Source organism: Pelomonas dachongensis (assembly GCF_043555865.1).
GTDB lineage: Bacteria > Pseudomonadota > Gammaproteobacteria > Burkholderiales > Burkholderiaceae_C > Pelomonas > Pelomonas dachongensis.
Window position 1 is genome coordinate 799,247 of the sequence record NZ_JBIGHY010000001.1, and the last position, 23,179, is coordinate 822,425.

The window sequence follows — 23,179 nt, forward strand, 5'->3', positions numbered from 1 at the left end:
GCTCGGATATTCGCGCAGCGTTTCGCAAGGTTCTTCCAAGTGAGTCGCTGCACAGGTCAGCCCGGCCAATCGATGTCGGGTGTTCGCAATAGCTTCTGAGGCTGTCAAGCCGATGGGGCTGGAGAAAAACATGAGTCTGAGCAACCGTCTCGGTTTGCTGGGCCGCAAGGTGGGCATGATGCGCATCTTCACGGACGATGGCGATGCTATCCCTGTGACGGTGCTGGACGTGTCCAACAACCGCGTGACCCAGGTCAAGACCCAAGAGACCGACGGCTACAGCGCCATCCAGGTGGCGTTCGGTACGCGCAAAGCATCGCGCGTCACCAAGCCTGAAGCCGGCCACCTTGCCAAGGCAGGTGTCGAAGCCGGTGAAATCCTCAAGGAATTCCGCGTCGAAGCCGACGTCGCCTCCCAGTACCAAGCTGGCGCGACCGTTCCGGTGACGCTGTTCGCGACCGGCCAACTGGTCGACGTGCAAGGCACGTCCATCGGTAAGGGCTTCGCGGGCACCATCAAGCGCCACAACTTCAGCTCGCAGCGCGCGTCGCACGGTAACAGCCGTTCGCACAACGTGCCGGGCTCGATCTCGATGGCGCAAGACCCGGGCCGTGTGTTTCCGGGTAAGAAGATGACCGGCCACATGGGCGACGAAACCGTCACCACCCAGAACCTGGACATCGTGCGCGTTGACGAGGCTCGTCAACTGCTGCTGGTCCGCGGTGCGGTCCCGGGTTCCAAGAACGGCCACGTCGTCGTTCGCCCGGCCGTCAAGGTCAAAGTCAAGAAGGGAGCCAACTGATGCAGCTCGAGCTCCTGAACGAGCAGGGTCAGGCCACCGCCAAGGTGGACGCGCCTGACACCATCTTCGCTCGCGACTACAACGAAGCCCTGGTGCACCAGGTGGTCGTGGCCTTCCAGGCCAACGCCCGCCAGGGCACCCGCGCCCAGAAGGACCGTGAACAGGTCCATCACTCGACCAAGAAGCCTTTCCGCCAGAAGGGCACCGGCCGCGCTCGCGCCGGTATGACCTCGTCGCCGCTGTGGCGCGGGGGCGGTCGCATCTTCCCGAACATGCCTGACGAGAATTTCTCGCACAAGCTGAATAAGAAGATGTACCGCGCCGGCATGGCTGCGATCCTGTCGCAGCTGGCCCGTGAAGGCCGCCTGGCCGTGGTGGATTCGATCTCGATCGAAGCCCCCAAGACCAAGCTGCTGGCCGCCAAGTTCAAGGCCATGGGCTTGGACTCGGTGCTGGTCATCTCCGATGTCGTGGATGACAACCTGGCACTGGCTTCGCGCAACCTGGCCAACGTGCTGGTTGTCGAGCCGCGCTACGCCGACCCCCTGTCGCTGGTCTTCTACAAGAAGGTGCTGGTGACCAAGGCTGCGGTCGAGCAACTCAAGGAGATGCTGGCATGAGCGCCCCCAAGTATTCCGAAGGCCGTCTGGCCTCCGTGCTGCTCGCGCCCATCGTGTCCGAGAAGGCCACGCAAGTTGCCGAGAAGCACAACCAGGTCCTGTTCAAAGTCCTGCGCGACGCCACCAAGCCCGAAATCAAGGCCGCTGTTGAACTGATGTTCAAGGTCGAGGTCGAGTCGGTCAACGTCGTCCAGGTCAAGGGCAAGACGAAGCGCTTTGGTGGCCGTGCCGGCCGCCGTGACCACGTCAAGAAGGCCTACGTGGCCCTCAAGGCTGGTCAAGAGCTCAATTTCTCCGGGGAGGCCGCGTAAATGGCCATCGTCAAAGTCAAGCCGACTTCGCCCGGCCGCCGTGGCGTCGTCAAGATCGTCCACAAGCACCTGCACAAGGGCGCGCCCCATGCAGCGCTGCTTGAGCCGCAGATCCAGAACTCCGGCCGCAACAACAACGGTCACATCACGATTCGCCACAAGGGCGGTGGTCACAAGCACCATTACCGCGTGGTCGACTTCAAGCGCAACAAGGACGGCATTCCGGCCAAGGTCGAGACCATCGAGTACGACCCGAACCGCACCGCCCACATCGCGCTGGTGTGCTATGCCGACGGCGAGCGCCGCTACGTGATCGCCCCGCGCGGTCTCGAAGTGGGTGCAACCATCCTGAGCGGCGCGGAAGCGCCGATCAAGGCGGGCAACACCCTGCCGATCCGCAACATCCCCGTGGGTTCGACCATCCACTGCATCGAGCTGCTGCCTGGCAAGGGCGCCCAGATGATCCGTTCGGCCGGCACCTCTGCTGTCCTGATGGCTCGTGAAGGCGTCTACGCCCAGATCCGTCTGCGCTCCGGCGAAGTTCGCCGCGTGCACATCGACTGCCGCGCCACCATCGGTGAAGTGAGCAACGAAGAGCACAGCCTGCGCCAGTATGGCAAGGCCGGCGCGATCCGCTGGAAGGGTATCCGTCCGACCGTTCGCGGTGTGGCGATGAACCCGGTGGATCACCCGCACGGTGGTGGCGAAGGCCGCACTGGCGAGGGCCAGGTCCCTGTGTCGCCGTGGAACACCCTGACGAAGGGCTACCGCACTCGCAACAACAAGCGCACGCAGACGTTCATCGTTTCGCGTCGCAAGAAGTAAGGGCTAGGCCATGACTCGCTCGCTGAAGAAGGGCCCCTTCGTTGACCATCACCTCCAGGCGAAGGTCGACAAGGCGGTTGCCATCAAAGACAAGAAGCCTATCAAGACCTGGTCGCGCCGCTCGACGATCCTGCCCGAGTTCATCGGTCTGACGATCGCCGTGCACAACGGCAAGCAGCACGTGCCGGTCTATGTGTCTGACCAGATGGTCGGCCACAAGCTGGGTGAATTCGCACTGACCCGCACCTTCAAGGGCCACCCGGCCGACAAGAAGGCCGGGAAGAAGTAAGGATGGCAACGATGGAAACCAAAGCAATCGTTCGCGGCGTCCGCCTGTCCTGCGATAAGGGCCGCCTGGTGGCGGACCTGATCCGCGGCAAGAAGGTGGATCACGCCCTCAACATCCTGGCCTTCACCCAGAAGAAGGCGGCCGTGATCATCAAGAAGGCGCTGGAAAGCGCCATCGCCAACGCCGAGCACAACGACGGCGCTGACATTGATGAACTCAAGGTCACCTCGATCTACGTCGAACAGGGTGCCACGCTGAAGCGCTTCTCGGCTCGTGCCAAGGGCCGCGGCAACCGCATCAGCAAGCCCACCTGCCACATTTTTGTGGCCGTCGGCAACTAAGGCGCAAGAAGACTATGGGACAGAAAATCCATCCGGTTGGCTTCCGCCTGCCTGTCACCCGTAACTGGGCTTCGCGCTGGTATGCGAACAACCAGAACTTCGCCACGATGCTGGCCGAAGACCTGAAGGTTCGTGATTACCTGAAGCTGAAGCTCAAGAATGCCGCCGTCTCGCGCATCCTGATCGAGCGTCCCGCCAAGAACGCCCGCATCACGATTTTCTCGGCTCGTCCGGGCGTCGTGATTGGCAAGAAGGGTGAAGACATTGAAGCGCTGAAGGCTGAGCTGACCAAGCGTCTGGGCGTGCCCGTCGCCGTCAACATCGAAGAAGTGCGCAAGCCTGAAGTCGATGCCCAGCTGATCGCTGACTCGATCACCCAGCAGCTCGAAAAGCGCATCATGTTCCGCCGCGCCATGAAGCGCGCGATGCAGAACGCGATGCGTCTGGGTGCCCAGGGCATCAAGATCATGAGCGCCGGTCGTCTGAACGGCATCGAAATCGCTCGTACCGAGTGGTATCGCGAAGGTCGTGTGCCCCTGCACACCCTGAAGGCCGACATCGACTATGGCTTCTCGGAAGCTAAGACCACCTACGGCGTCATCGGCGTCAAGGTCTGGGTCTACCGCGGTGACCGTCTCGCCAATGGTGAGGCTCCGGTCATCAACACCCCCGCAGGCGCCGAAGACGATCGTCGCCCGCGCCGTAACGCGCGCCCTGGCGCTCCCGGTGGCCGTGGCCGCCCGGGTGGCGACCGTGGCCCGCGTGACGGAGCAGACCAGCCCGCTGCCGCCGCCCCCACGGGTGACGCAGCCAAGCCCGCCGCGAAGCGTGTAGTCCGCAAGGCTCCCGCCGCCGGTGAGGCCAAAGGAGAATAAGCATGCTGCAACCTAATCGTCGCAAGTACCGCAAGGAGCAGAAGGGCCGCAACACCGGTGTTGCGACCCGCGGCGCCGCGGTGTCTTTCGGTGACTTCGGCCTGAAGGCCACGGAACGCGGCCGTCTGACGGCCCGTCAGATCGAGGCGGCTCGCCGCGCGATCTCGCGCCACATCAAGCGTGGCGGCCGGATCTTCATCCGCATCTTCCCGGACAAGCCCATCTCGCAAAAGCCCGCCGAAGTCCGGATGGGTAACGGCAAGGGCAACCCGGAGTACTACGTGGCTGAGATTCAGCCCGGCAAGGTGCTCTACGAGATCAACGGCGTGCCGGAAGTGCTGGCCCGCGAAGCGTTCACGCTGGCTGCTGCCAAGCTGCCGCTGCGTTGCACCTTCGTGGCTCGCCAGGTCGGCACCTGAGGAAGACACCATGACGAAAGCAACTGAACTTCGCACCAAGGACGTCGCTGCCCTCGAAAAGGAAGTGACCGACTTGCTGAAGGCCCACTTCGGCCTGCGCATGCAAAAGGCCACCCAGCAGCTGACCAACCACAGCCAGCTGGGCAAGACCCGCCGCGACATCGCGCGTGCCAAGACCGTCCTGGCACAAAAGAAGAAGGAGGCCACGAAATGACTGAGGCCCAAGTGAAGAACACCCGCACCCTGGTGGGGCGCGTGGTCAGCGACAAGCGCGCCAAGACAATCACCGTCCTGGTCGAGCGTCGCGCCAAGCATGAGCTCTACGGCAAGATCGTGGCACGCTCGCGCAAGTACCACGCCCACGACGAAAAGGGCGAGTACAAGATGGGCGATGTGGTCGAGATCGCCGAAGGCCGTCCGATCTCCAAGACCAAGAGCTGGGTCGTGACCCGCCTGGTCCAGAAGGCCGAAACCGTCTGAATCACTTCGGCGGCATAACCGCCGGACAAGCCGGTGCACCAGGAAACTGGTGCCCGGCTTTTTCTATTTCAAACCCACGGAGAGACGCATGATCAAAGTAGGCGACAAGCTGCCGGCCGGCAGCCTGCAGGAATTCATCGAAGTCGAGGGCGAAGGCTGCTCGCTGGGGCCCAACAGCTTCGACATCGAGAAGGCGACGGCCGGCAAGACCGTGGCCATCTTCGCGCTTCCGGGTGCGTTCACGCCGACCTGCTCGGCCCAGCACGTGCCGGGCTATGTGGCCCAGGCTGATGAGCTGAAGGCGGCGGGCGTCGACGAAATCTGGTGTGTGTCGGTCAACGATGCCTTCGTCATGGGCGCCTGGGGCCGCGACCAGAAGACTGCCGGCAAGGTCCGCATGATGGCCGACGGCAGTGCGGCGTTCACACAGGCGGTGGGCTTGGTGTTCGACCTGACCGCCAAGGGCTTCGGCGTGCGCTCGCAACGGTACTCCATGCTCGTCAAAGACGGCGTGGTCAAGGCCCTGAATGTCGAGGCGCCCGGCAAGTTCGAAGTCAGCGACGCTGCCACGTTGCTGAGCCAGGCCAAGGCCGCCTGAGTGCTTGAGCGAGAGGCCGGCGTGCCCGCCTCTCAAAAAACTTCTGCGACAGGCATTGACGCCCCGAGGGTTCTCACTGCATAATGCGCAGCTTCGCCGAACGTCAGGCCCGCAGGCACCCTCGCTTGCAACTGCCTGGCTTCGGATCCGCCCTCAACCGTCGGGCAGTGCAGGTGAAAGCCAAGCTGACTGATTTACGGGCCCAAGACTGACCGACGCGTCGCGCTGTAAGGCGGGCAACTCGGGGCAAGTTGGGGACAGACATGATCCAAATGCAATCGCGGCTTGATGTCGCGGACAACACTGGCGCCAAGTCCGTTCAGTGCATCAAGGTGCTGGGCGGCTCCAAGCGCCGCTATGCGCACATTGGCGACATCATCAAGGTCAGCATCAAAGAAGCTGCCCCGCGTGGTCGCGTGAAGAAGGGCGAGGTCTACAGCGCCGTGGTGGTTCGCACCGCCAAGGGCGTGCGCCGCCAAGACGGCTCGCTCGTCAAGTTCGACGGCAATGCCGCCGTGCTGCTCAATGCCAAGCTGGAGCCGATCGGCACCCGCATCTTCGGCCCGGTCACGCGTGAACTGCGTACCGAGCGCTTCATGAAGATCGTGTCGCTGGCGCCCGAGGTGCTTTGAGCCCCCACTGTCTGAGGTAAGCCATGAACAAGATCCGTACCGGCGACCAGGTCATCGTGTTGACCGGCCGCGACAAGGGCAAGCGCGGCACCGTGTCCGCTCGCACCGATGCCGACCACGTGGTGGTTGACGGCGTCAATGTCGTCAAGAAGCACGTCAAGCCCAACCCCATGAAGGGCACCACCGGCGGCGTCGTCGACAAGACCATGCCCATCCATCAATCCAACGTGGCGATCTTCAACGCCGCTTCCGGCAAGGCCGATCGCGTGGGCGTCAAGCTCGTCGACGGCAAGCGGGTGCGCGTGTTCAAGTCGACCGGCGAAGAGATCAAGGCTTAAGGGGTTCAATATGGCTCGTCTTCAAGCGCATTACCGCGAAAAAATCGTGCCCGGCCTGGTCGAGAAGTTCGGCTACAAGTCGGTCATGGAGGTGCCCCGCATCACCAAGATCACGCTCAACATGGGTGTGAGCGAGGCTGTGGCCGACAAGAAGGTCATGGACCATGCTGTGGGTGACCTGACCAAGATCGCCGGCCAGAAGCCCGTTGTCACGAAGTCGAAGAAGGCGATTGCCGGCTTCAAGATCCGTGACAACGTGCCCATCGGTGCGATGGTCACACTGCGTGGCGTCCAGATGTATGAATTCCTGGACCGCTTCGTGACGATCGCGCTGCCGCGCGTTCGCGACTTCCGGGGTATCTCCGGTCGGTCGTTCGATGGTCGTGGCAACTACAACATCGGCGTCAAAGAGCAAATCATCTTCCCCGAAATCGAGTACGACAAGGTGGATGCTCTGCGTGGTCTGAACATCAGCATCACGACGACTGCCAAGACGGACGACGAGGCCAAGGCTCTGCTGGCTGCGTTCAAGTTTCCGTTCAAGAACTGAGGTGAATCGTGGCAAAACTCTCGATCAAACAACGTGAGCTGAAGCGCGAGGCGCTGGTCGCCAAGTTCGCCAAGAAGTACGCGGAATTGAAGGCCATCATCGACGACAGCAAGAAGTCCGAAGAAGAGCGCTACGCCGCTCGTCTCGAACTGCAAAAGCTGCCCCGCAATGCGTACCCCACTCGCCTGCGCAATCGCTGCGAGCTGACGGGTCGCCCACGCGGCACCTTCCGCAAGTTCGGCCTGGCCCGTAACAAGATTCGTGAACTGGCCTTCAAGGGCGACATCCCCGGTGTCGTCAAGGCCAGCTGGTAATCGGCCGATAGGAGTAATCGCAAATGAGCATGAGTGATCCCATCGCCGATATGCTGACCCGCATTCGCAACGCGCAGCTCGTCGAGAAGACGAACGTTGTGATGCCGTCGTCCAAGCTGAAGGTGGCGATTGCCAAGGTCCTGAAGGACGAAGGCTACATCGACGACTTCGCCGTTCGCGGCGAGGCGGCTCGCCCTGAGCTGGAAATTTCGCTGAAGTACTACGCTGGCCGTCCGGTCATCGAGCGTATCGAACGCGTCAGCCGTCCCGGCCTGCGCATCTACAAGGGCCGCCACGACATTCCCCAGGTCATGAATGGTCTGGGCGTGGCGATCGTCACGACGCCGCAAGGCGTCATGACCGACCGCAAGGCGCGCGCTGCCGGTATCGGCGGCGAAGTGCTCTGCTACGTCGCCTAAGCGAAGGAGTAGGAAACAATGTCCCGCGTTGGAAAAATGCCGGTCAACGTCCCGCAAGGCGTGGATGTGACCGTGTCCGCTGAGACGATCAGCGTTAAGGGCTCGCTCGGTACGCTGGTGCGTCCGGCGAACAAGCTCGTGGATGTCAAGAACGAAGCAGGCAAGCTGAGCTTCGTGCCCGCCAACGAATCGGCCGAAGCCGACGCGATGAGCGGCACGATGCGTGCGCTGGTGGCCAACATGGTCAACGGTGTCAGCAAGGGCTTCGAGAAGAAGCTGAACCTGGTCGGCGTGGGTTTTCGCGCCCAGGCCCAGGGTCAGAAGCTCAACCTGCAGATCGGTTTCTCTCACCCCGTGGTGAAGGACATGCCGGCCGGTATCAAGGTCGAGTGCCCCACCCAGACGGAAATCCTCATCAAGGGCGCTGATCGCCAGGTCGTCGGCCAGATCGCCGCCGAAGTGCGTGCCTTCCGCCCGCCCGAGCCATACAAGGGCAAGGGCATCCGTTACTCGGATGAGAAGGTCTCCATCAAAGAGACCAAGAAGAAGTAAGGAGCAGCGCCATGATGACCAAGAAAGAACAACGCCTGCGTCGTTCGCGCCAGACCCGCGCTCGCATTGCGATCCAGCGCGTGGCCCGTCTGACGGTGTTCCGCTCCAACCTGCACATCTACGCTCAAGTCGTCTCGGAAGATGGCGGCAAGGTGCTGGCTGCGGCCTCGACGGCAGAGAAGTCGGTCCGCGAACAGCTGAATGGCCAAGGCAAGGGCGGCAACGTCGCTGCGGCCTCGCTGATCGGCAAGCTGATCGCCGAGAAGGCCAAGGCTGCCGGTGTCGAGAAGGTCGCTTTCGACCGCGCAGGCTTCGCCTACCACGGCCGTGTCAAGGCACTGGCCGAAGCAGCCCGCGAAGCCGGTCTGCAGTTCTGACGCATAGGAATACGAAATGGCAAAGTTTCAACCCCGCGGCGCGCAGGCTGAAGGCAACGACGACGGCCTGAAGGAAAAGATGATCGCGGTGAACCGCGTCACCAAGGTGGTGAAGGGCGGCCGTACGCTGTCGTTCGCTGCTCTGACCGTGGTCGGCGACGGCGATGGCCGCATCGGCATGGGCAAGGGCAAGGCCAAGGAAGTGCCGGTCGCCGTGCAGAAGGCCATGGAATCGGCTCGCCGCAACATGGTCAAGGTCAGCCTGAAGAACGGCACCATCCACCACAACGTGGTCGGTGAGCACGGTGCCGCGCACGTCATCATGGCGCCGGCACCTGCCGGTACCGGCGTCATCGCCGGCGGCCCGATGCGTGCCGTCTTCGAAGTGATGGGTGTGACCGACATCGTGACCAAGAGCCACGGTTCGACCAACCCGTACAACATGGTCCGCGCCACGCTGGACGCCCTGAAGCGTTCGACGACGCCGGCCTCTGTCGCAGCCAAGCGCGGCAAGACGGTTGAAGAGATCTTCAACTGATCGCCTGAGCGGAGCACAACATGTCTGACAAGAAAACCGTGACGGTCAAGCTGGTGCGTAGCCCCATCGGCTGCCGCGCCTCGCACCGCGCCACCGTGGTGGGCCTGGGTCTGCGTCGGCTGAACAGCCAAAGCACCCTGGAAGACACGCCCGCCGTGCGCGGCATGATCAACAAGATCGCCTATCTGGTGCAAGTGCTTTAAGCACTGCGCACACCGAGGACAAGACGATGGAACTCAACACGATCAAGCCCGCAGAGGGCGCCAAGCATGCCAAGCGCCGTGTCGGCCGCGGCATCGGCTCCGGCCTGGGCAAGACCGCCGGTCGCGGCCACAAGGGTCAGAAGTCCCGTGCTGGTGGCTACCACAAGGTCGGCTTCGAGGGCGGCCAGATGCCGCTGCAGCGTCGCCTGCCCAAGCGTGGATTCAAGTCGCTGACGCTGAAGTACAACGCCGAAATCACGCTGACCGACCTGCAAGGTCTGGCCGGTGACGAGATCGACGTGTCGACACTGAAGGCTGTCGGCCTGGTGCCGCAGCTGACGAAGTCGGTCAAGGTGATCCTGGCTGGCAAGATCGAACGCAAGGTCACGCTGAAGGGCGTGAACGCCACGAAGGGCGCCAAGGCGGCCATCGAGGCGGCGGGCGGCTCGGTCGCTTAATCCACAGCGCACAAGGAACTGATCCAGCGTGGCTACCAACGCGAATCAGCTGGCCAAGAGCGGCAAGTTCGGTGACCTGCGTCGCCGGCTTGTGTTCCTGTTGCTGGCTCTGGTCGTCTACCGCATCGGGGCGCACATTCCCGTGCCCGGTATCGACCCGAATCAGCTGGCCCAATTCTTCAAGGGCCAGGCGGGCGGCATCCTGAGCCTGTTCAACATGTTCTCGGGCGGCGCGCTGTCGCGTTTCACCGTGTTCGCGTTGGGCATCACGCCTTACATCTCGGCTTCCATCGTCATACAGCTGATGACCTACGTCGTGCCGACGCTGGAGCAGCTGAAGAAGGAAGGCGAAGCGGGCCGGCGCAAGATTACCCAGTACACGCGCTATGGCACGCTGGGTCTGGCGTTGTTCCAGAGCCTGTCCATTGCACTGGCGCTGGAGCAGTCTCCCGGTCTCGTGGTGACGCCGGGTTTCGGCTTCCGGCTGGTGGCGGTGTCCAGCCTGGTGGCCGGCACGATGTTCCTGATGTGGCTGGGTGAGCAGATCACTGAGCGCGGTCTCGGCAACGGCATTTCGATCCTGATCTTCGGCGGTATCGCTGCCGGTCTGCCGGGCGCTATAGGTGGCTTGTTCGAGCTGGTGCGTACCGGTGCGATGGGCTACGGCGCGGCGATCTTCATCATCGGCCTGGTGGTCGCGGTGACGTACGGCGTGGTGTTCGTCGAACGTGGGCAGCGCAAGATCCTGGTGAACTACGCCAAGCGCCAGGTGGGCAACAAGGTTTACGGTGGCCAGTCATCGCACCTGCCGCTGAAGCTGAACATGTCGGGCGTGATCCCGCCGATCTTCGCGTCGTCCATCATCCTGCTGCCGACAACGGTGGTCAGCTGGTTCGCGACGGGTGACAGCCTGCGCTGGCTCAAGGATCTCGCGGGCATGGTGGCCCCGGGTCAGCCGATTTATGTGCTGCTCTACGCTGCCGCGATCGTGTTCTTCTGCTTCTTCTACACGGCGTTGGTGTTCAACAGCCGCGAGACCGCCGACAACCTGAAGAAGAGTGGTGCGTTTATTCCGGGTATTCGCCCGGGTGATCAGACCGCGAAGCACATTGACAAGATCCTGTCGCGACTGACGTTGGCTGGTGCCATCTACATCACCGCCGTCTGTCTGCTGCCGGAGTTCCTGACGCTGAAGTACAACGTCCCGTTCTACTTCGGTGGTACGTCCCTGTTGATCATCGTTGTCGTGACGATGGACTTTTGGGCTCAGGTACAGAGCTACATCATGAGTCAGCAGTACGAATCGCTGCTGAAGAAAGCCAGCTTCAAGCCCAGTTGAGGGCAGCTGACTAAGGAAGAATTTGTTTTAACCCACACGAAGATTTGGCATGTCGAAAGACGACGTCATTCAGATGCAGGGCGAGATTCAGGAGAACCTCCCCAACGCAACGTTTCGTGTGAAGTTAGAAAATGGGCATGTCGTCCTCGGGCACATCTCCGGCAAGATGCGTATGCACTACATCCGCATCCTCCCCGGCGACAAAGTGACCGTGGAACTGACACCCTACGATTTGAGTCGTGCTCGCATCGTGTTCCGGGCGAAGTGAGCTGTTTGAACCCCCGGACGCGTGAAGAGCGCAAAAGAGTTAGGCCAAGGAGCAGACCATGAAAGTTTCGGCATCCGTGAAGCAGATGTGCCGCAATTGCAAGATCATCCGCCGCAAGGGTGTGGTGCGCGTGATCTGTACCGACCCGCGCCACAAGCAGCGCCAGGGCTGATTGGCCGCACGACAGGACTAGAGGACCACCATGGCACGTATTGCTGGTATCAACATTCCGCCGCAAAAGCACACTGAGATCGGTCTGACCTCGATCTACGGCATTGGCCGTACGACCGCCCAGAAGATCTGCACGACTTGCGGCATTCCGTTCGACAAGAAGGTCAAGGACCTGAACGACGGCGATCTCGAAAAGATCCGTGACGAGGTCAACAAGTTGACCATCGAAGGCGATCTGCGTCGTGAGCAGTCGATCAACATCAAGCGTCTGATGGACCTCGGCTGCTACCGCGGTTTCCGTCACCGCCGTGGCCTGCCGATGCGTGGTCAGCGCACCCGCACGAATGCCCGTACCCGCAAGGGTCCGCGCAAGTCGGCTGCGACCGGCAAGAAGTAAGCTGCCCGAACTGAAAGAAGGTCAATATGGCAAAGGCTCCCAACAATTCGGCGGCTCAGCGGGTTCGCAAGAAGGTCCGCAAGAACGTTGCTGACGGCATTGCGCACGTCCACGCTTCGTTCAACAACACCATCATCACCATCACCGACCGTCAAGGCGGCGCCCTGTCCTGGGCTTCGTCGGGTGGTCAAGGCTTCAAGGGCTCGCGCAAGTCGACGCCTTTCGCAGCCCAGGTGGCGGCTGAAGTGGCGGGTCGCGCTGCTCAAGAGCAGGGCATCAAGAATCTGGACGTCAAGATCAAGGGCCCCGGCCCGGGTCGCGAATCGTCGGTGCGTGCACTGGCTGCGCTCGGCATCCGCATCAACTCGATCTCCGACGTGACGCCGGTGCCGCACAACGGCTGCCGCCCGCAGAAGCGTCGTCGTATCTGATCCGCAAGACTTGCAGATTCGGATGACGGTGCGATAATCGCGCGTTTTCCCGGAGCCGGCGGGCACTCAGGTGCTGCGCCGGCTTCAGTCTTGAGCCGGCCTCATTCGTCATCGGAGTGAAGCGACTCATAAGCCCACCGTCCAAGCCCACAACAACATCGGCTGGACTCGCGTCAGGCAGCTCGGCATTCGAGCCCCGACGTCAGATTGAACAAGGACACGCAAAGTGGCACGTTACCTCGGCCCCAAGGGCAAACTTTCCCGCCGTGAAGGCACCGACCTTTACCTGAAGAGCGCCCGCCGCGCCATCAGCGACAAGGTCAAATTCGACAGCAAGCCCGGCCAGCACGGCCGCACGTCGGGTCAGCGCACGTCTGACTTCGGTCTGCAACTGCGCGAAAAGCAGAAGGTCAAGCGCATGTACGGCGTGCTGGAGCGTCAGTTCCGCCGCTACTTCGCCGAAGCCGAGCGTCGCAAGGGCTCGACCGGCGTGAACCTGCTGCAACTGTTGGAATCGCGCCTGGACAACGTCGTCTACCGCATGGGCTTCGGCTCCACCCGCGCAGAAGCCCGTCAGCTGGTTTCGCACAAGGGTGTCGTGGTGAACGGCGAGGTCGTCAACATCGCTTCCTACATGGTCAAGGCCGGTGACACGGTCGCCGTCCGCGAAAAGGCCAAGAAGCAGCTGCGCGTCACGGAGTCGTTCAAGCTGGCTGACTCCATCGGCCTGCCGGCCTGGGTCGCCGTCGACGGCACGAAGCTGGAAGGCGTCTTCAAGAAGGCCCCCGACCGCGACGAGTTCGGCGCCGAGATCAACGAATCGCTGATCGTCGAGTTGTACTCGCGTTAATGTTTTCCCCCGCCGGCCACGCCCATCAGGGCGCGGCCGGCGTTTCCTCGTCCGGGCGCCTCTGCCCTTCGAAGGCTCTGCCCGGCTGGTCCTCAGCCTTATCGGTGTAACGAACCGAGGGTATTGAAAGAAAGACCTCATGCAAACCAACTTGCTCAAACCCAAGTCCATCAACGTGGAGCCCCTGGGCGGTCATCGCGCCAAGGTCACGCTGGAACCGTTCGAACGCGGTTACGGCCACACCCTGGGCAATGCCCTGCGCCGTGTGCTGCTCTCGTCGATGGTGGGTTATGCGCCGACGGAAGTGACGATTGCCGGCGTGCTGCACGAGTACTCGGCCATCGACGGCGTGCAAGAGGACGTGGTTCACATCATGCTGAACCTCAAGGGCGTCGTCTTCCGCCTGCACAACCGTGAAGAAGTGACCCTGGTCCTGCGCAAGGAAGGCGAAGGCCCCGTCACCGCGGCCGACATCCAGACGCCGCACGACGTCGAGATCATCAACCCCGAGCACGTCATTGCCCACTTGTCGCAAGGCGGCAAGCTGGACATGCAGATCAAGGTCGAGAAGGGCCGCGGCTACGTGCCCGGCACGATGCGCCGCTTCGGCGACGAGCCGACCAAGAGCATCGGCCGCATCGTCCTCGACGCTTCCTTCTCGCCCGTCAAGCGCGTCAGCTACGCCGTCGAGAACGCACGCGTCGAGCAGCGTACCGACCTGGACAAACTGGTCATGGAAATCGAAACCAACGGCGCCATCTCGCCCGAGGAAGCGATCCGTGCTTCGGCAAAGATCCTGGTTGAGCAACTGGCCGTCTTCGCCCAGCTGCAAGGCACGGACCTGGTCGACGCTTTCGACCAGCCGGCCCAGCGCTCCAGCAGCTTCGACCCGATCCTGCTGCGCCCGGTCGACGAGCTCGAGCTGACCGTGCGTTCGGCCAACTGCCTGAAGGCCGAGAACATCTACTACATCGGCGACCTGATCCAGCGCACCGAGACCGAATTGCTGAAGACCCCGAACCTGGGTCGCAAGTCGCTCAATGAAATCAAGGAAGTCCTCGCTTCCCGCGGCCTGACCTTGGGCGCACGTCTCGAGAACTGGCCTCCTCAAGGTCTCGACAAGCGTTGATTGTTCGTTCCCGGTCGGTGATAACACCGGCCAGCCCTCCGAGAGGGTAGGTTTTAAGAAGGGTGGCGCGTTGACCAACGCCACCCGGTGCACCCGGCAGTACCTGATACGGCTGCCGGCATTAATGAAGTGAAAGGAAAAGCACCATGCGTCACCGTAACGGCCTCCGCAAACTCAACCGCACCAGCGCCCACCGCGCTGCCATGCTGCGCAACATGTGCGTTTCGCTGCTCGAGCACGAAGCCATCAAAACCACGGTCCCCAAGGCCAAGGAACTGCGTCGCGTTGTTGAGCCCCTGATCACGCTCGCCAAGGAACCCACGCTGGCCAACCGCCGCCTGGCTTTCGACCGCCTGCGCGACCGCGACATCGTCACCAAGCTGTTCAACGTGCTGGGCCCGCGCTTCGCGGCTCGTCCGGGCGGCTACACCCGCATCCTGAAGATGGGCTTCCGCGTCGGCGACAACGCACCCATGGCTTTCGTCGAACTGGTGGACCGCGCCGAAGGCGAGACCCCCGGCGAAGCCGCCGAATAAGTTCAGCTCCGGCTGATCTGCAAAGCCCGCCCCGAGCGGGCTTTTTTGCGTGTGCGCTCAGCATGAGCGCACTCTCACGGGTGCAAGTCCCGCCGTAGGTTGATCAAAGCGAACGAAGCGAAGCGCAACTGCACCAGGGCGACCGAGTGTGGGGAGGAAGCGTGGAGCGAAGGTGCGAGCGGATGGACAAGAACCGGATAGAAGGCACTGCCGAGCAGGGCGAGCGGGCAACGAACTGCGAAGCTCCCGTGATCAAGGCGAAGCGGTGTAGATCCGGCGGTTGTGCAGTGAAGGAGTGCGTGTCTTGCCTGAGGAGGCCTCGCCTCACGCCTGAAAGGGCGACGGCCATGCCGCAGCGAGGTGGCAGCAGAGGTCGCAGTAGCCGGGTAGCGGAGCCGCTGAGGCCGCCAGCGAGAGGCGAAGGACCGAATGAGATGGCAAGTGAGCGAGGACAGCAGACGAGCCGGCGAGTGGGTGATGGCGTGGCTCAGGAAGCTGTACGACAAGCTGAAGCTGCAGATCAATGAAGCCAAGAGGCCGTGGGCAGCGCCTTCGGGCGCAACTTTCTGGGCTACGCGCTGGGGGCTGCCAAGGGGCGGGAGGTGAAATGCGCAGTAGCCCACAAGGCGCTTGCAAACTTCAAAGCCCGAGTCCGGCGACTCACCGGCCGCTTGAGCGGGCGCAGCATGGCGCAAGTGGTGCGAGGGCTACGGCCCTACCTGCTGGGCTGGAAAGCCACTACTTCGGATTGGCGCAAACCCCGAGAGTCTGGCGCGAGCTGGACGAATGGCTGCGCGACCGACTGCGGGCCCTACAGCTCAAACATTGGAAGCGTGGGCCAACCATGTACCGCGAACTGCGGTCGATGGGCGCCCGAGCTGGTGTCGCTCACCGGGTGGCGGCCAACAGCCGGCGCTGGTGGCGCAACAGTACGACGAGACTCAACGGCGTGCTCACCCTCGCGTGGTTCGACCAAATGGGCCTGTCTCGACTCTCCTGACCTCAAGCTCTCGAACCGCCTGGTGCGGACCCGCATGCCAGGTGGTGTGGGAGGGGCGGAGCCGAAATGGTTCCCCCCTATCCCGATCCCGACATCGACGTGGGGCGCAGCCCCCGGTTCAGGGCGGCGCGTGGAACTCAATGGCCGGCCTTGCCACTCACCCGCGGGGCGACCGCCAGGTCGAGGTCAGGCCAAGACGTCGGCGCAGGCCAGGCGGCGCGGTACTCCGCCGCGCCGCCCACCCGCCTTGGACCCATGTTGCCCGTCGCCCGCCCGCACCGTCAGACCCGACCAGCCTCGTTCCGCCACTGGATGCTGGCGGCGCTGTGGGCGGTTCTGTTACCCGCCGGGGCGCAGACGCCCACCGTCGTCCCCACGCCGTCTGAACTGGCCAAGCCCGCTGAGCCGCGCCGCGAGGCCGACGCGCTACCGGACCGCCCAGGACCGCCGCGCGAGCTGGGCAAGCCCGACGACGAGCTGAAGATCGACGTGGCCGCCTACGTTGTCGCCAGCGACGCACCCGCCGCGTTGCGCGAGGCGCTGCCGCGGCTGACGGCCTCCTTCGTCGGCACGGGGCGTGGCTTCGAGGATCTGGTCAACGCGGCCAACGAGGTCACGCGCTTCCTGCAGCGGGACCTGGGTTACTACCTGGGTTACGCCTACATCCCCGAGCAGGTGTTCGACGGGCAGACCGTACGCATCGCCGTGCTGGAGGGCCGGTTGGACCGCGTGGTGCTGAATTGGAGCGAGGGCCTGCCTGTGAAGCGCGAGGTGGTGGACGCCTACCTGCAGGCGCTGCAACCCGGCGACGTGCTGACCGTCGAGGCGGTCGAGCGCACGGTCTTCCTGATCAACGACCTGCGCGGCATCGTCACGCGCGCCGAAGTCAAGGCGGGCTCCAGGCCGGGCACGGCCATCCTCGTGTTCACGCCCAGGGCCGAGGCCCGCTACAGCGGCAGCGTGGACGCCGACTTCAACGGAGCCCGCGTCATCGGCACGCCACGGCTGGGCGCGCAGGTCGTGATGGCCAGCCCGCTGGGGCGCGGTGACGGCCTGTCCGCCTCGGTGCTCAGCTCCACCACGCGTGGCCTGATGTTCGGTCTCGTCAGCTATGCCAGCCCCATCGGTGCGGACGGCTTCAAGGCTGGCGTGTCGCTGTCGGCGGTGCGCTATCAGCTCGACCAGGACGAGTTTCCGCTGGACCTGCACGGCACCGGCACCACGTTCAACGTGTTCGGCCTGCACCCGTGGGTGCGGTCGCGCAACCTGAACCTGTTCGTGCTCGGCGCCGTGAATGCCAAGCGCTATGTCGACAAGATCGCGGCGTTGGCCACGCGAAAGCAGGTGGACGATGCCAATCTCGGGCTCAGCGGTGACTTCCGCGACAGCCTGCTGAGCGGCAGTGTCAACACCTTCGAGCTGCAGCTGACGCAAGGCCGGCTGAAGTTTCCGGCCGGCATGCCCAGTGGCAGCGATGACGCACCCACCTTCCGTAAGCTCGGCGTCTCGGCATCGCGGCTGCAGAACGTTGTCAGCGGACGCCTGCTGGCCTACCTGAACGTGCGCGGCCAGTGGGCGTTGTCCAACCTCGACTCCACCGAGCAGTTCCGCGCCGGCGGGCCCAACGGCGTGCGCGCGCTGGGCCCGGGTGACGGCACCGGCGACAGCGGCGCCGTCGCGAGCTTGGAGCTGCGCTGGCTGCCGCCGTCCAGCCTGTTCGGCAAATGGTCCAGCGAGCTGGTGCTGGCCGCCTTCTACGACGCCGCTTTCGTGCAGCTGCGCCACGATCCCGATCGGGTGCAGCGCGATCCCGACTACGTCAACCACGCCCGGTTGGGCGGCGTGGGTCTGTCTCTGGTGTGGGCGCGCGCCGGCAGCCATTCGCTGCGCGTGAGCGTAGCCACCCCCACCGAAGGCCGCGGCAGCGGCGAAACCCAGGCGAGCAAGCTGCGCGCCTACGCACAGGGCTCCTGGAGTTTCTGAAGGTCGCATGCGCACACGTTTCCGCCCCCGCCTGACACCGCTGGGCCTGGCCCTGTGCCTGGCCATCGCCTATCCCGCGCACCCCGCGCTTGCGCTGCCCACTGGCGCGCATGTCGTGCAAGGCCAGGTCACCGTGACCACGCTGCAGCCCGGCCAGGGCCTGGTCGTGCAGGGCAGCGACAAGGCCATCGTCAACTGGCAGGGGTTCTCCATCGGCGCCAACGAGAGCCTGCGCATCCAGCAGCCTGGTGTCGGTTCGGTGCTGCTGAACCGCGTGGTGGGGGGCGACCCGTCGCTGATCCTGGGACGTATGCAGTCCAACGGCCAGGTCTTCCTGATCAACCCGCGCGGCATCGTTTTCGGACGCGGCTCGCAGGTGGACGTGGGCGGCATGGTGGCTTCCACGCTGGACCTGTCGGACAGCGCATTCCTGGCGGGCAACTACCGCTTCACCGCCGGCCCCGGCGCGGGCGGCCTGCAGGCCGACGGCAGCATCGCTGCACCGGGCGGTACCGTGGCGCTGCTGGCGCCGCAACTGGAGGTTGGGGGCAGCATCCACGCGCGCCGCATCGGCCTGGCAGCGGCAGGTGCCGTCACGGTGGACGTGGAAGGCGACGGCCTGGTGCTGTTCAACCTGCGCAACGACGCCGACCTGGACACCGCACTGAAATTCAGCGGCAGCGCAAGCGCTGACGGCGGTAGCGCCGAACTGCGTGCGCAGGCGCGTGGCGGGGCGGCCGGCCAGGTACTGAACATGGACGGCGTGGTGCAGGCGCGCGGCCTGCGCCAGCAGGGCGGTCGCATCGTCATCGACGGCGGCACGGCGGGCGACACGCGGGTCAACGGTCAACTGGACGCCACCGGCGAGACCGGCGGCCACATCACCGTGCTGGGCCAGCGCGTCGCGCTGCTGGACGCGGCCGTCGTCGACGCATCGGGCCTGCGGGGCGGTGGCGTCATCCAGGTTGGTGGCGGCTTCGAGGGCCAGGGCACCGAACGCAACGCCGAGCGCACCTGGCTCAGCAACGGTGCGCGCCTGCGTGCCGACGGCGTCGACCAGGGCGACGGCGGGCAGGTGTCCCTCTGGGCTGACGTGCGCACCGACGTGTTCGGGCACATCTCGGCGCGTGGCGGGCGCCTGGGGGGCAACGGCGGCTATGTCGAGACTTCGGGCAAGCAGTACCTGAACATACCCACCGGCGGCGTGGACGTCAGTGCAGTTGCCGGTCGCGCCGGGCAGTGGCTGCTGGACCCGGCCAACCTGACCATCTCCAGCGTCGCGGGCAGCAATTCGACGGGTGCCTCGCCCTTCGAACCCACGGCCAACGGCGCGATCCTGAATGTCGCGACGCTCAACAGCGCGCTGGCAGCCGGCACCGGCGTGACGGTGCAAACACGCGCGGGTGTAGGCACGGCGGCCGAGCAGGGCAACATCGTCGTCAACGCCGCACTGCAGGGCAGCGCCGGTGGCACGCTCACGCTCAATGCCGTGGGCGCCATCAATTTCACCAGCAACGGGTCCATCAACCTGACCGGCACCGGTGCGGCCGTCAGCCTGGTGGCGGGCGGCGGTGTCAGTGCCACCAGCATCCAGACCAGCGGCTCGCTGACCATCAACAGCGGCGGCGGCGCCGTGGTGCTACCGACCGGCAGCGTGGGGGGCGCACTGCAAGTGACGGCCGCGGGCCCGATCACGCAGGCTGCGAACGGCCTGACGGTCACCGGCGCCAGCCAGCTCAACGCCGGCAGCGCCGCCATCACGCTGACCGACGCGGCCAACAACTTCGTCGGCACCGTCGGCCTCACCGGCGGCATCACGCAGATCACCAATGGCGCCGGCCACGCGCTGAGGCTTGGCAGCCTGAACACCAGCGGCGCGCTGACCGCGATCACGGCCGGCGACGCGCTGGACCTGGGCGGCGGCACCGTGGGCGGCAAGCTCACGGCCACCAGCGCTGGCGGCGCCATCACGCAGACGGCGGCGTTGACCGTCAGCAGTGGCGGCGCCGCCATCAACGCCGGTGCCGGCGCCATCACGCTGACCCAGGCCAATGCGCTGACCGGCACGGTGGACCTGACTGGCGCCGTGACGCAGGTCACCGGCACGGCGCTGACGCTGGGCACGCTGAACACCAGCGGCGCGCTGACCGCCATTGCGACCACCGGCGCGCTGGGCCTGGGCAGCGGCACGGTGGGCGGCAAGCTCACCGCCACCACGACAAACCAGGCCATCACGCAAACCGGTGTGCTGACGGTCAGCAGTGGCGGTGCGGCCATCAATGCGGGCACCGGCGACATCACGCTGACCCAGGCCAACGCGCTGACCGGCCTCGTGGACCTCACCGGTGGCGTGACGCAGATCACCGGCACCGCGCTGACGTTGGGCACGCTGAACACCAGCGGCGCGTTGACAGCCATCGCGACCACCGGCGCGCTGAACCTGGGCAGCGGCACCGTCGGCGGCAGGCTGACTGCCACCACGACGGACCAGGCCGTCACGCAGACCGGCGCACTGACCGTCAGCGCCGGAGGCGCGGCGATCAACGCCGGCACCGGCGCCATCACGCTGACCGAGGCGAATGCGCTGACCGGCACGGTGGACCTGACCGGCGGCGTGACGCAGATCACCGGCACGGCGCTGACGCTGGGCACGCTGAACACCAGCGGCGCATTGACCGCCATCGCGACGACGGGCGCGCTGGACCTGGGCGGCGGCACCGTTGGCGGCAAACTGACCGCCACCACCACCAACCAGGCCATCACGCAGACCGGTGTGCTGACCGTCAGCAGTGGCGGTGCGGCCATTAGTGCAGGCAGCGGCGCCATCACGCTGACCGAGGCCAACGCACTGACCGGCGCAGTGGACCTGACCGGTGGCGTGACGCAGATCACCGCCACCGCGCTCACGCTGGGCACGCTGAACACCAGCGGCGCGCTGACCGCCATCGCGACCACCGGCGCGCTGGACCTGGGCAGCGGCACCGTCGGCGGCAAGCTGACCGCCACCACGACGGACCAGGCCATCACGCAGACCGGCGCACTGACCGTCAGCGCCGGCGGCGCGGCGATCCACGCCGGTGCGGGCGCCATCACGCTGACGCAGGCCAATGCGCTGACCGGCGCGGTGGATCTGACCGGCGCCGAGGCGCAGATCACCAGCGGTGCCGGCCAGGCGCTTGCGCTGGGCAGCATCAACACCACGGGCAACCTGTCCGCCACCACGTCCGGTGCGGGCGCGCTGACACTGGGCCACGGCAGCGTCGGCGGCACGCTGACGGCGGTGGGCGGCACGACCATCACGCAGGCATCGGGAGCCCTCAGCGTCACCGGGACCTCCAGCCTCACCGCCGGCACCGACATCACGCTGACCAACGCTGGCAATCACCTGCAGGGCGCTGTCAGCCTGAGCGGCGCGGCGGTGTCGCTGAGCAATGGCAGCGGCCATGCGCTGACGCTGGGCACCGTCGGCGCGACCGGCACGCTGGCCGTCACCACCGGCGATGCCAACATCACGCAGACCGGTGTGTTGACCGTCGGCGGCGCGGCGACGATCAACGCGGGCACCGGCGACATCACGCTGGCCGACGCGGCCAACCAATGGAACGGCATCAGCCTGACGGGTGGCGCCCTCAGCGTGCGCGCGGCGGGCGACCTGAACGTCACGGGCCGCTCGCAGGTGGCGAACCGGTCGCTGACGCTGATCGCAGGCAACGATCTCATCCTCGGCGCGTTTGCGCTGGACACGGGCGGCGCCGATCTCAGCCTGAGCAGCCTGGGCGGCAGCCTGGCAACGGGTGGGTCACTGAATGGACGCAACGTCAGTCTCGCCGCCGGCACGGGGCTCAGCGTGGGCCATGCCATCACCACCAGCGGCACGCTGGACCTGAGCACGACCAGTGGCGGCGTGACGCAGACGGCGGGCAGCATCACCGCCGGCGGCGCCACCACCGTGTCGGCGGGCGCTTCGGCCATCACGCTGGACCAAGCCGGCAACAGCTTCACCGGCGAGGTGGGGCTGACCGGCGGCGCGACGCTGCTGCGCAGCGGCGGCGCGCTCGTGCTCGGCAGCAGCAACGTGGCCTCGCTGGATGTGACGAGCTCGGGGGCGATCAGCCAGAACGCCATGCTGGCCGTCGTCGGTGCCTTGAGCATCGATGCCGGCAGCCAGGCCGTGGATCTCAGCACGTCGCACAACCAGCTGGGTGGCACCGTCGCCATCACCGGCGGCGCGACACAGCTGCGCAGCGCTGGCGCCTTGGCGCTGGGCAGCAGCACCGTCAGCTCGCTGGCACTGACCAGCGGCGGTGCGATCAGCCAGAACGCGGCTATCAACGTCACCGGTGCACTGACCGTCAACGCCGGCAGCAACGCCGTCACCCTCAGCCACGCCAGCAACCAACTCGGCGGCACGGTGGGCCTGACCGCAGGTGCAACGCAAATCCGCAGCAACAGCGCGCTGACGCTGGGCGCGCTGGACACCGCAGCGCTGACCGCCACGTCTAACGGCGCGCTCAACCTCGGCCAAGGCACGATTGCCGGCAACCTCGTCGCCATCAGCGGCAACGGTGCGATCACACAAGCCGGCGCGCTGGACGTCAGCGGCACCACCAGCCTCAACGCCGGCATCGGCGCCGTCACGCTGATGAACAGCGCCAACAGCTGGACCGGTGCGGTCGGCTTGACCGGCGGCACGACGCAGCTGCGCAGCGCTGGCGCCCTCGTGCTGGGCAGCAGCACCGTCAATTCGCTGGCACTGACCAGCGGCGGCGCGATCAGCCAGACGGCAGCCTTCAACGTCACCGGTGCGCTGACCGTCAATGCTGGCAGCAACGCCGTTACCCTCAGCCACGCCAGCAACCAACTGGGCGGCACGGTGGGCCTGAGCGCAGGCGCTACGCAGGTGCGCAGCAACAGCGCGCTGACGCTGGGCACGCTGGACACGGCGGCGCTGACCGCCACCTCCAACGGCGCAATGAACCTCGGCCAAGGCACGGTTGACGGCAGCCTCGTCGCCATCAGCGGCAACGGTGCGATCACACAAGCCGGCGCGCTGGACGTCAGCGGCACCACCAGCCTCAACGCCGGCATCGGCGCCATCACGCTGATGAACAGCGCCAACAGCTGGAGCGGTGGG

The 23,179-nt window shown here is 65.1% G+C and carries 31 protein-coding genes and 1 pseudogene; all 32 read left to right on the plus strand.

What is annotated here, in order from left to right:
• Window positions 1-130: 130 nt before the first annotated feature.
• Window positions 131-802, plus strand: coding sequence for a 50S ribosomal protein L3 (gene rplC / locus ACG02S_RS03820; RefSeq protein WP_394469108.1), 672 nt, complete (start codon window positions 131-133; stop codon window positions 800-802).
• Window positions 802-1,422 carry a 50S ribosomal protein L4 gene (gene rplD / locus ACG02S_RS03825; protein WP_394469109.1) on the plus strand — a complete coding sequence of 207 codons (621 nt, stop codon included), beginning with the start codon at window positions 802-804 and terminating at the stop codon, window positions 1,420-1,422. Before rplC ends, rplD begins: the two co-directional genes overlap by 1 nt.
• Complete coding sequence (gene rplW, locus ACG02S_RS03830; RefSeq protein ID WP_056194256.1) at window positions 1,419-1,733, plus strand: 50S ribosomal protein L23; 315 nt, start codon at window positions 1,419-1,421, stop codon at window positions 1,731-1,733. The genes rplD and rplW overlap by 4 nt, the downstream gene beginning before the upstream one ends.
• Window positions 1,734-2,558 (plus strand): 50S ribosomal protein L2, encoded by an 825-nt coding sequence (gene rplB / locus ACG02S_RS03835; RefSeq protein WP_394469110.1) that lies wholly within the window; start codon window positions 1,734-1,736, stop codon window positions 2,556-2,558. It abuts the gene before it with no gap.
• A 10-nt stretch (window positions 2,559-2,568) separates the two neighbouring features.
• Complete coding sequence (gene rpsS, locus ACG02S_RS03840) at window positions 2,569-2,847, plus strand: 30S ribosomal protein S19 (protein ID WP_119046637.1); 279 nt, start codon at window positions 2,569-2,571, stop codon at window positions 2,845-2,847.
• An 11-nt stretch (window positions 2,848-2,858) separates the two neighbouring features.
• Window positions 2,859-3,188 carry a 50S ribosomal protein L22 gene (gene rplV / locus ACG02S_RS03845; RefSeq protein ID WP_394469111.1) on the plus strand — a complete coding sequence of 110 codons (330 nt, stop codon included), beginning with the start codon at window positions 2,859-2,861 and terminating at the stop codon, window positions 3,186-3,188.
• A 14-nt stretch (window positions 3,189-3,202) separates the two neighbouring features.
• On the plus strand, window positions 3,203-4,063 hold the full coding sequence (gene rpsC, locus ACG02S_RS03850) for a 30S ribosomal protein S3 (protein WP_394469112.1): 861 nt from the start codon (window positions 3,203-3,205) through the stop codon (window positions 4,061-4,063).
• A 2-nt stretch (window positions 4,064-4,065) separates the two neighbouring features.
• The gene (gene rplP, locus ACG02S_RS03855) at window positions 4,066-4,482 is read left to right on the plus strand and encodes a 50S ribosomal protein L16 (RefSeq protein WP_394469113.1); all 417 of its coding nucleotides are present in this window, start codon (window positions 4,066-4,068) and stop codon (window positions 4,480-4,482) included.
• Window positions 4,483-4,492: 10 nt separating this feature from the next.
• The gene (rpmC, locus tag ACG02S_RS03860) at window positions 4,493-4,696 is read left to right on the plus strand and encodes a 50S ribosomal protein L29 (RefSeq protein ID WP_394469114.1); all 204 of its coding nucleotides are present in this window, start codon (window positions 4,493-4,495) and stop codon (window positions 4,694-4,696) included.
• Window positions 4,693-4,962 carry a 30S ribosomal protein S17 gene (rpsQ, locus tag ACG02S_RS03865; protein WP_394469115.1) on the plus strand — a complete coding sequence of 90 codons (270 nt, stop codon included), beginning with the start codon at window positions 4,693-4,695 and terminating at the stop codon, window positions 4,960-4,962. The genes rpmC and rpsQ overlap by 4 nt, the downstream gene beginning before the upstream one ends.
• 88 nt (window positions 4,963-5,050) lie before the next feature.
• Window positions 5,051-5,560, plus strand: a complete 510-nt coding sequence (locus ACG02S_RS03870) for a peroxiredoxin (RefSeq protein ID WP_394469116.1) — start codon at window positions 5,051-5,053, stop codon at window positions 5,558-5,560.
• Window positions 5,561-5,823: 263 nt separating this feature from the next.
• Window positions 5,824-6,192 carry a 50S ribosomal protein L14 gene (rplN, locus tag ACG02S_RS03875; RefSeq protein ID WP_056194233.1) on the plus strand — a complete coding sequence of 123 codons (369 nt, stop codon included), beginning with the start codon at window positions 5,824-5,826 and terminating at the stop codon, window positions 6,190-6,192.
• 23 nt (window positions 6,193-6,215) lie between these two features.
• Complete coding sequence (rplX, locus tag ACG02S_RS03880) at window positions 6,216-6,530, plus strand: 50S ribosomal protein L24 (RefSeq protein ID WP_394469117.1); 315 nt, start codon at window positions 6,216-6,218, stop codon at window positions 6,528-6,530.
• Window positions 6,531-6,540: 10 nt separating this feature from the next.
• Window positions 6,541-7,080, plus strand: a complete 540-nt coding sequence (rplE, locus tag ACG02S_RS03885) for a 50S ribosomal protein L5 (protein ID WP_394469118.1) — start codon at window positions 6,541-6,543, stop codon at window positions 7,078-7,080.
• Window positions 7,081-7,088: 8 nt separating this feature from the next.
• Complete coding sequence (gene rpsN, locus ACG02S_RS03890) at window positions 7,089-7,394, plus strand: 30S ribosomal protein S14 (protein WP_233374013.1); 306 nt, start codon at window positions 7,089-7,091, stop codon at window positions 7,392-7,394.
• Between the two features lie 23 nt (window positions 7,395-7,417).
• On the plus strand, window positions 7,418-7,813 hold the full coding sequence (rpsH, locus tag ACG02S_RS03895) for a 30S ribosomal protein S8 (RefSeq protein WP_394469119.1): 396 nt from the start codon (window positions 7,418-7,420) through the stop codon (window positions 7,811-7,813).
• Between the two features lie 18 nt (window positions 7,814-7,831).
• The gene (gene rplF, locus ACG02S_RS03900) at window positions 7,832-8,365 is read left to right on the plus strand and encodes a 50S ribosomal protein L6 (RefSeq protein ID WP_394469120.1); all 534 of its coding nucleotides are present in this window, start codon (window positions 7,832-7,834) and stop codon (window positions 8,363-8,365) included.
• An 11-nt stretch (window positions 8,366-8,376) separates the two neighbouring features.
• Window positions 8,377-8,742, plus strand: coding sequence for a 50S ribosomal protein L18 (gene rplR / locus ACG02S_RS03905; protein WP_394469121.1), 366 nt, complete (start codon window positions 8,377-8,379; stop codon window positions 8,740-8,742).
• A gap of 16 nt (window positions 8,743-8,758) precedes the next feature.
• Window positions 8,759-9,280, plus strand: a complete 522-nt coding sequence (gene rpsE, locus ACG02S_RS03910) for a 30S ribosomal protein S5 (RefSeq protein ID WP_056194212.1) — start codon at window positions 8,759-8,761, stop codon at window positions 9,278-9,280.
• Window positions 9,281-9,300: 20 nt separating this feature from the next.
• On the plus strand, window positions 9,301-9,483 hold the full coding sequence (rpmD, locus tag ACG02S_RS03915) for a 50S ribosomal protein L30 (RefSeq protein WP_056194210.1): 183 nt from the start codon (window positions 9,301-9,303) through the stop codon (window positions 9,481-9,483).
• A 26-nt stretch (window positions 9,484-9,509) separates the two neighbouring features.
• Entirely contained in the window at window positions 9,510-9,941 is a 432-nt protein-coding gene (gene rplO / locus ACG02S_RS03920; RefSeq protein ID WP_394469122.1) for a 50S ribosomal protein L15, read from the plus strand.
• A gap of 28 nt (window positions 9,942-9,969) precedes the next feature.
• Entirely contained in the window at window positions 9,970-11,280 is a 1,311-nt protein-coding gene (secY, locus tag ACG02S_RS03925) for a preprotein translocase subunit SecY (RefSeq protein ID WP_394469123.1), read from the plus strand.
• A gap of 49 nt (window positions 11,281-11,329) precedes the next feature.
• Window positions 11,330-11,548 (plus strand): translation initiation factor IF-1, encoded by a 219-nt coding sequence (gene infA / locus ACG02S_RS03930; RefSeq protein WP_394469124.1) that lies wholly within the window; start codon window positions 11,330-11,332, stop codon window positions 11,546-11,548.
• Between the two features lie 58 nt (window positions 11,549-11,606).
• Complete coding sequence (gene rpmJ, locus ACG02S_RS03935; protein ID WP_056194202.1) at window positions 11,607-11,720, plus strand: 50S ribosomal protein L36; 114 nt, start codon at window positions 11,607-11,609, stop codon at window positions 11,718-11,720.
• A gap of 30 nt (window positions 11,721-11,750) precedes the next feature.
• Window positions 11,751-12,116, plus strand: a complete 366-nt coding sequence (gene rpsM, locus ACG02S_RS03940) for a 30S ribosomal protein S13 (RefSeq protein WP_394469125.1) — start codon at window positions 11,751-11,753, stop codon at window positions 12,114-12,116.
• Window positions 12,117-12,142: 26 nt separating this feature from the next.
• Window positions 12,143-12,547 carry a 30S ribosomal protein S11 gene (rpsK, locus tag ACG02S_RS03945; protein WP_056194196.1) on the plus strand — a complete coding sequence of 135 codons (405 nt, stop codon included), beginning with the start codon at window positions 12,143-12,145 and terminating at the stop codon, window positions 12,545-12,547.
• A gap of 226 nt (window positions 12,548-12,773) precedes the next feature.
• A complete protein-coding gene (gene rpsD / locus ACG02S_RS03950) occupies window positions 12,774-13,397 on the plus strand; it encodes a 30S ribosomal protein S4 (protein ID WP_394469126.1) in 624 nt (207 codons plus the stop codon).
• Between the two features lie 139 nt (window positions 13,398-13,536).
• The gene (locus tag ACG02S_RS03955) at window positions 13,537-14,526 is read left to right on the plus strand and encodes a DNA-directed RNA polymerase subunit alpha (RefSeq protein ID WP_056194188.1); all 990 of its coding nucleotides are present in this window, start codon (window positions 13,537-13,539) and stop codon (window positions 14,524-14,526) included.
• Window positions 14,527-14,672: 146 nt separating this feature from the next.
• Complete coding sequence (gene rplQ, locus ACG02S_RS03960) at window positions 14,673-15,062, plus strand: 50S ribosomal protein L17 (protein ID WP_394469127.1); 390 nt, start codon at window positions 14,673-14,675, stop codon at window positions 15,060-15,062.
• A gap of 453 nt (window positions 15,063-15,515) precedes the next feature.
• A pseudogene (locus ACG02S_RS03965) lies at window positions 15,516-16,062 on the plus strand (group II intron maturase-specific domain-containing protein); the annotation flags it as partial.
• A 255-nt stretch (window positions 16,063-16,317) separates the two neighbouring features.
• Window positions 16,318-18,045 carry a ShlB/FhaC/HecB family hemolysin secretion/activation protein gene (locus ACG02S_RS03970; protein ID WP_394469128.1) on the plus strand — a complete coding sequence of 576 codons (1,728 nt, stop codon included), beginning with the start codon at window positions 16,318-16,320 and terminating at the stop codon, window positions 18,043-18,045.
• A gap of 7 nt (window positions 18,046-18,052) precedes the next feature.
• Window positions 18,053-23,179, plus strand: a 5,127-nt coding sequence (locus ACG02S_RS03975; protein ID WP_394469129.1) for a two-partner secretion domain-containing protein, incomplete at its 3' end; no start/stop codon positions are given.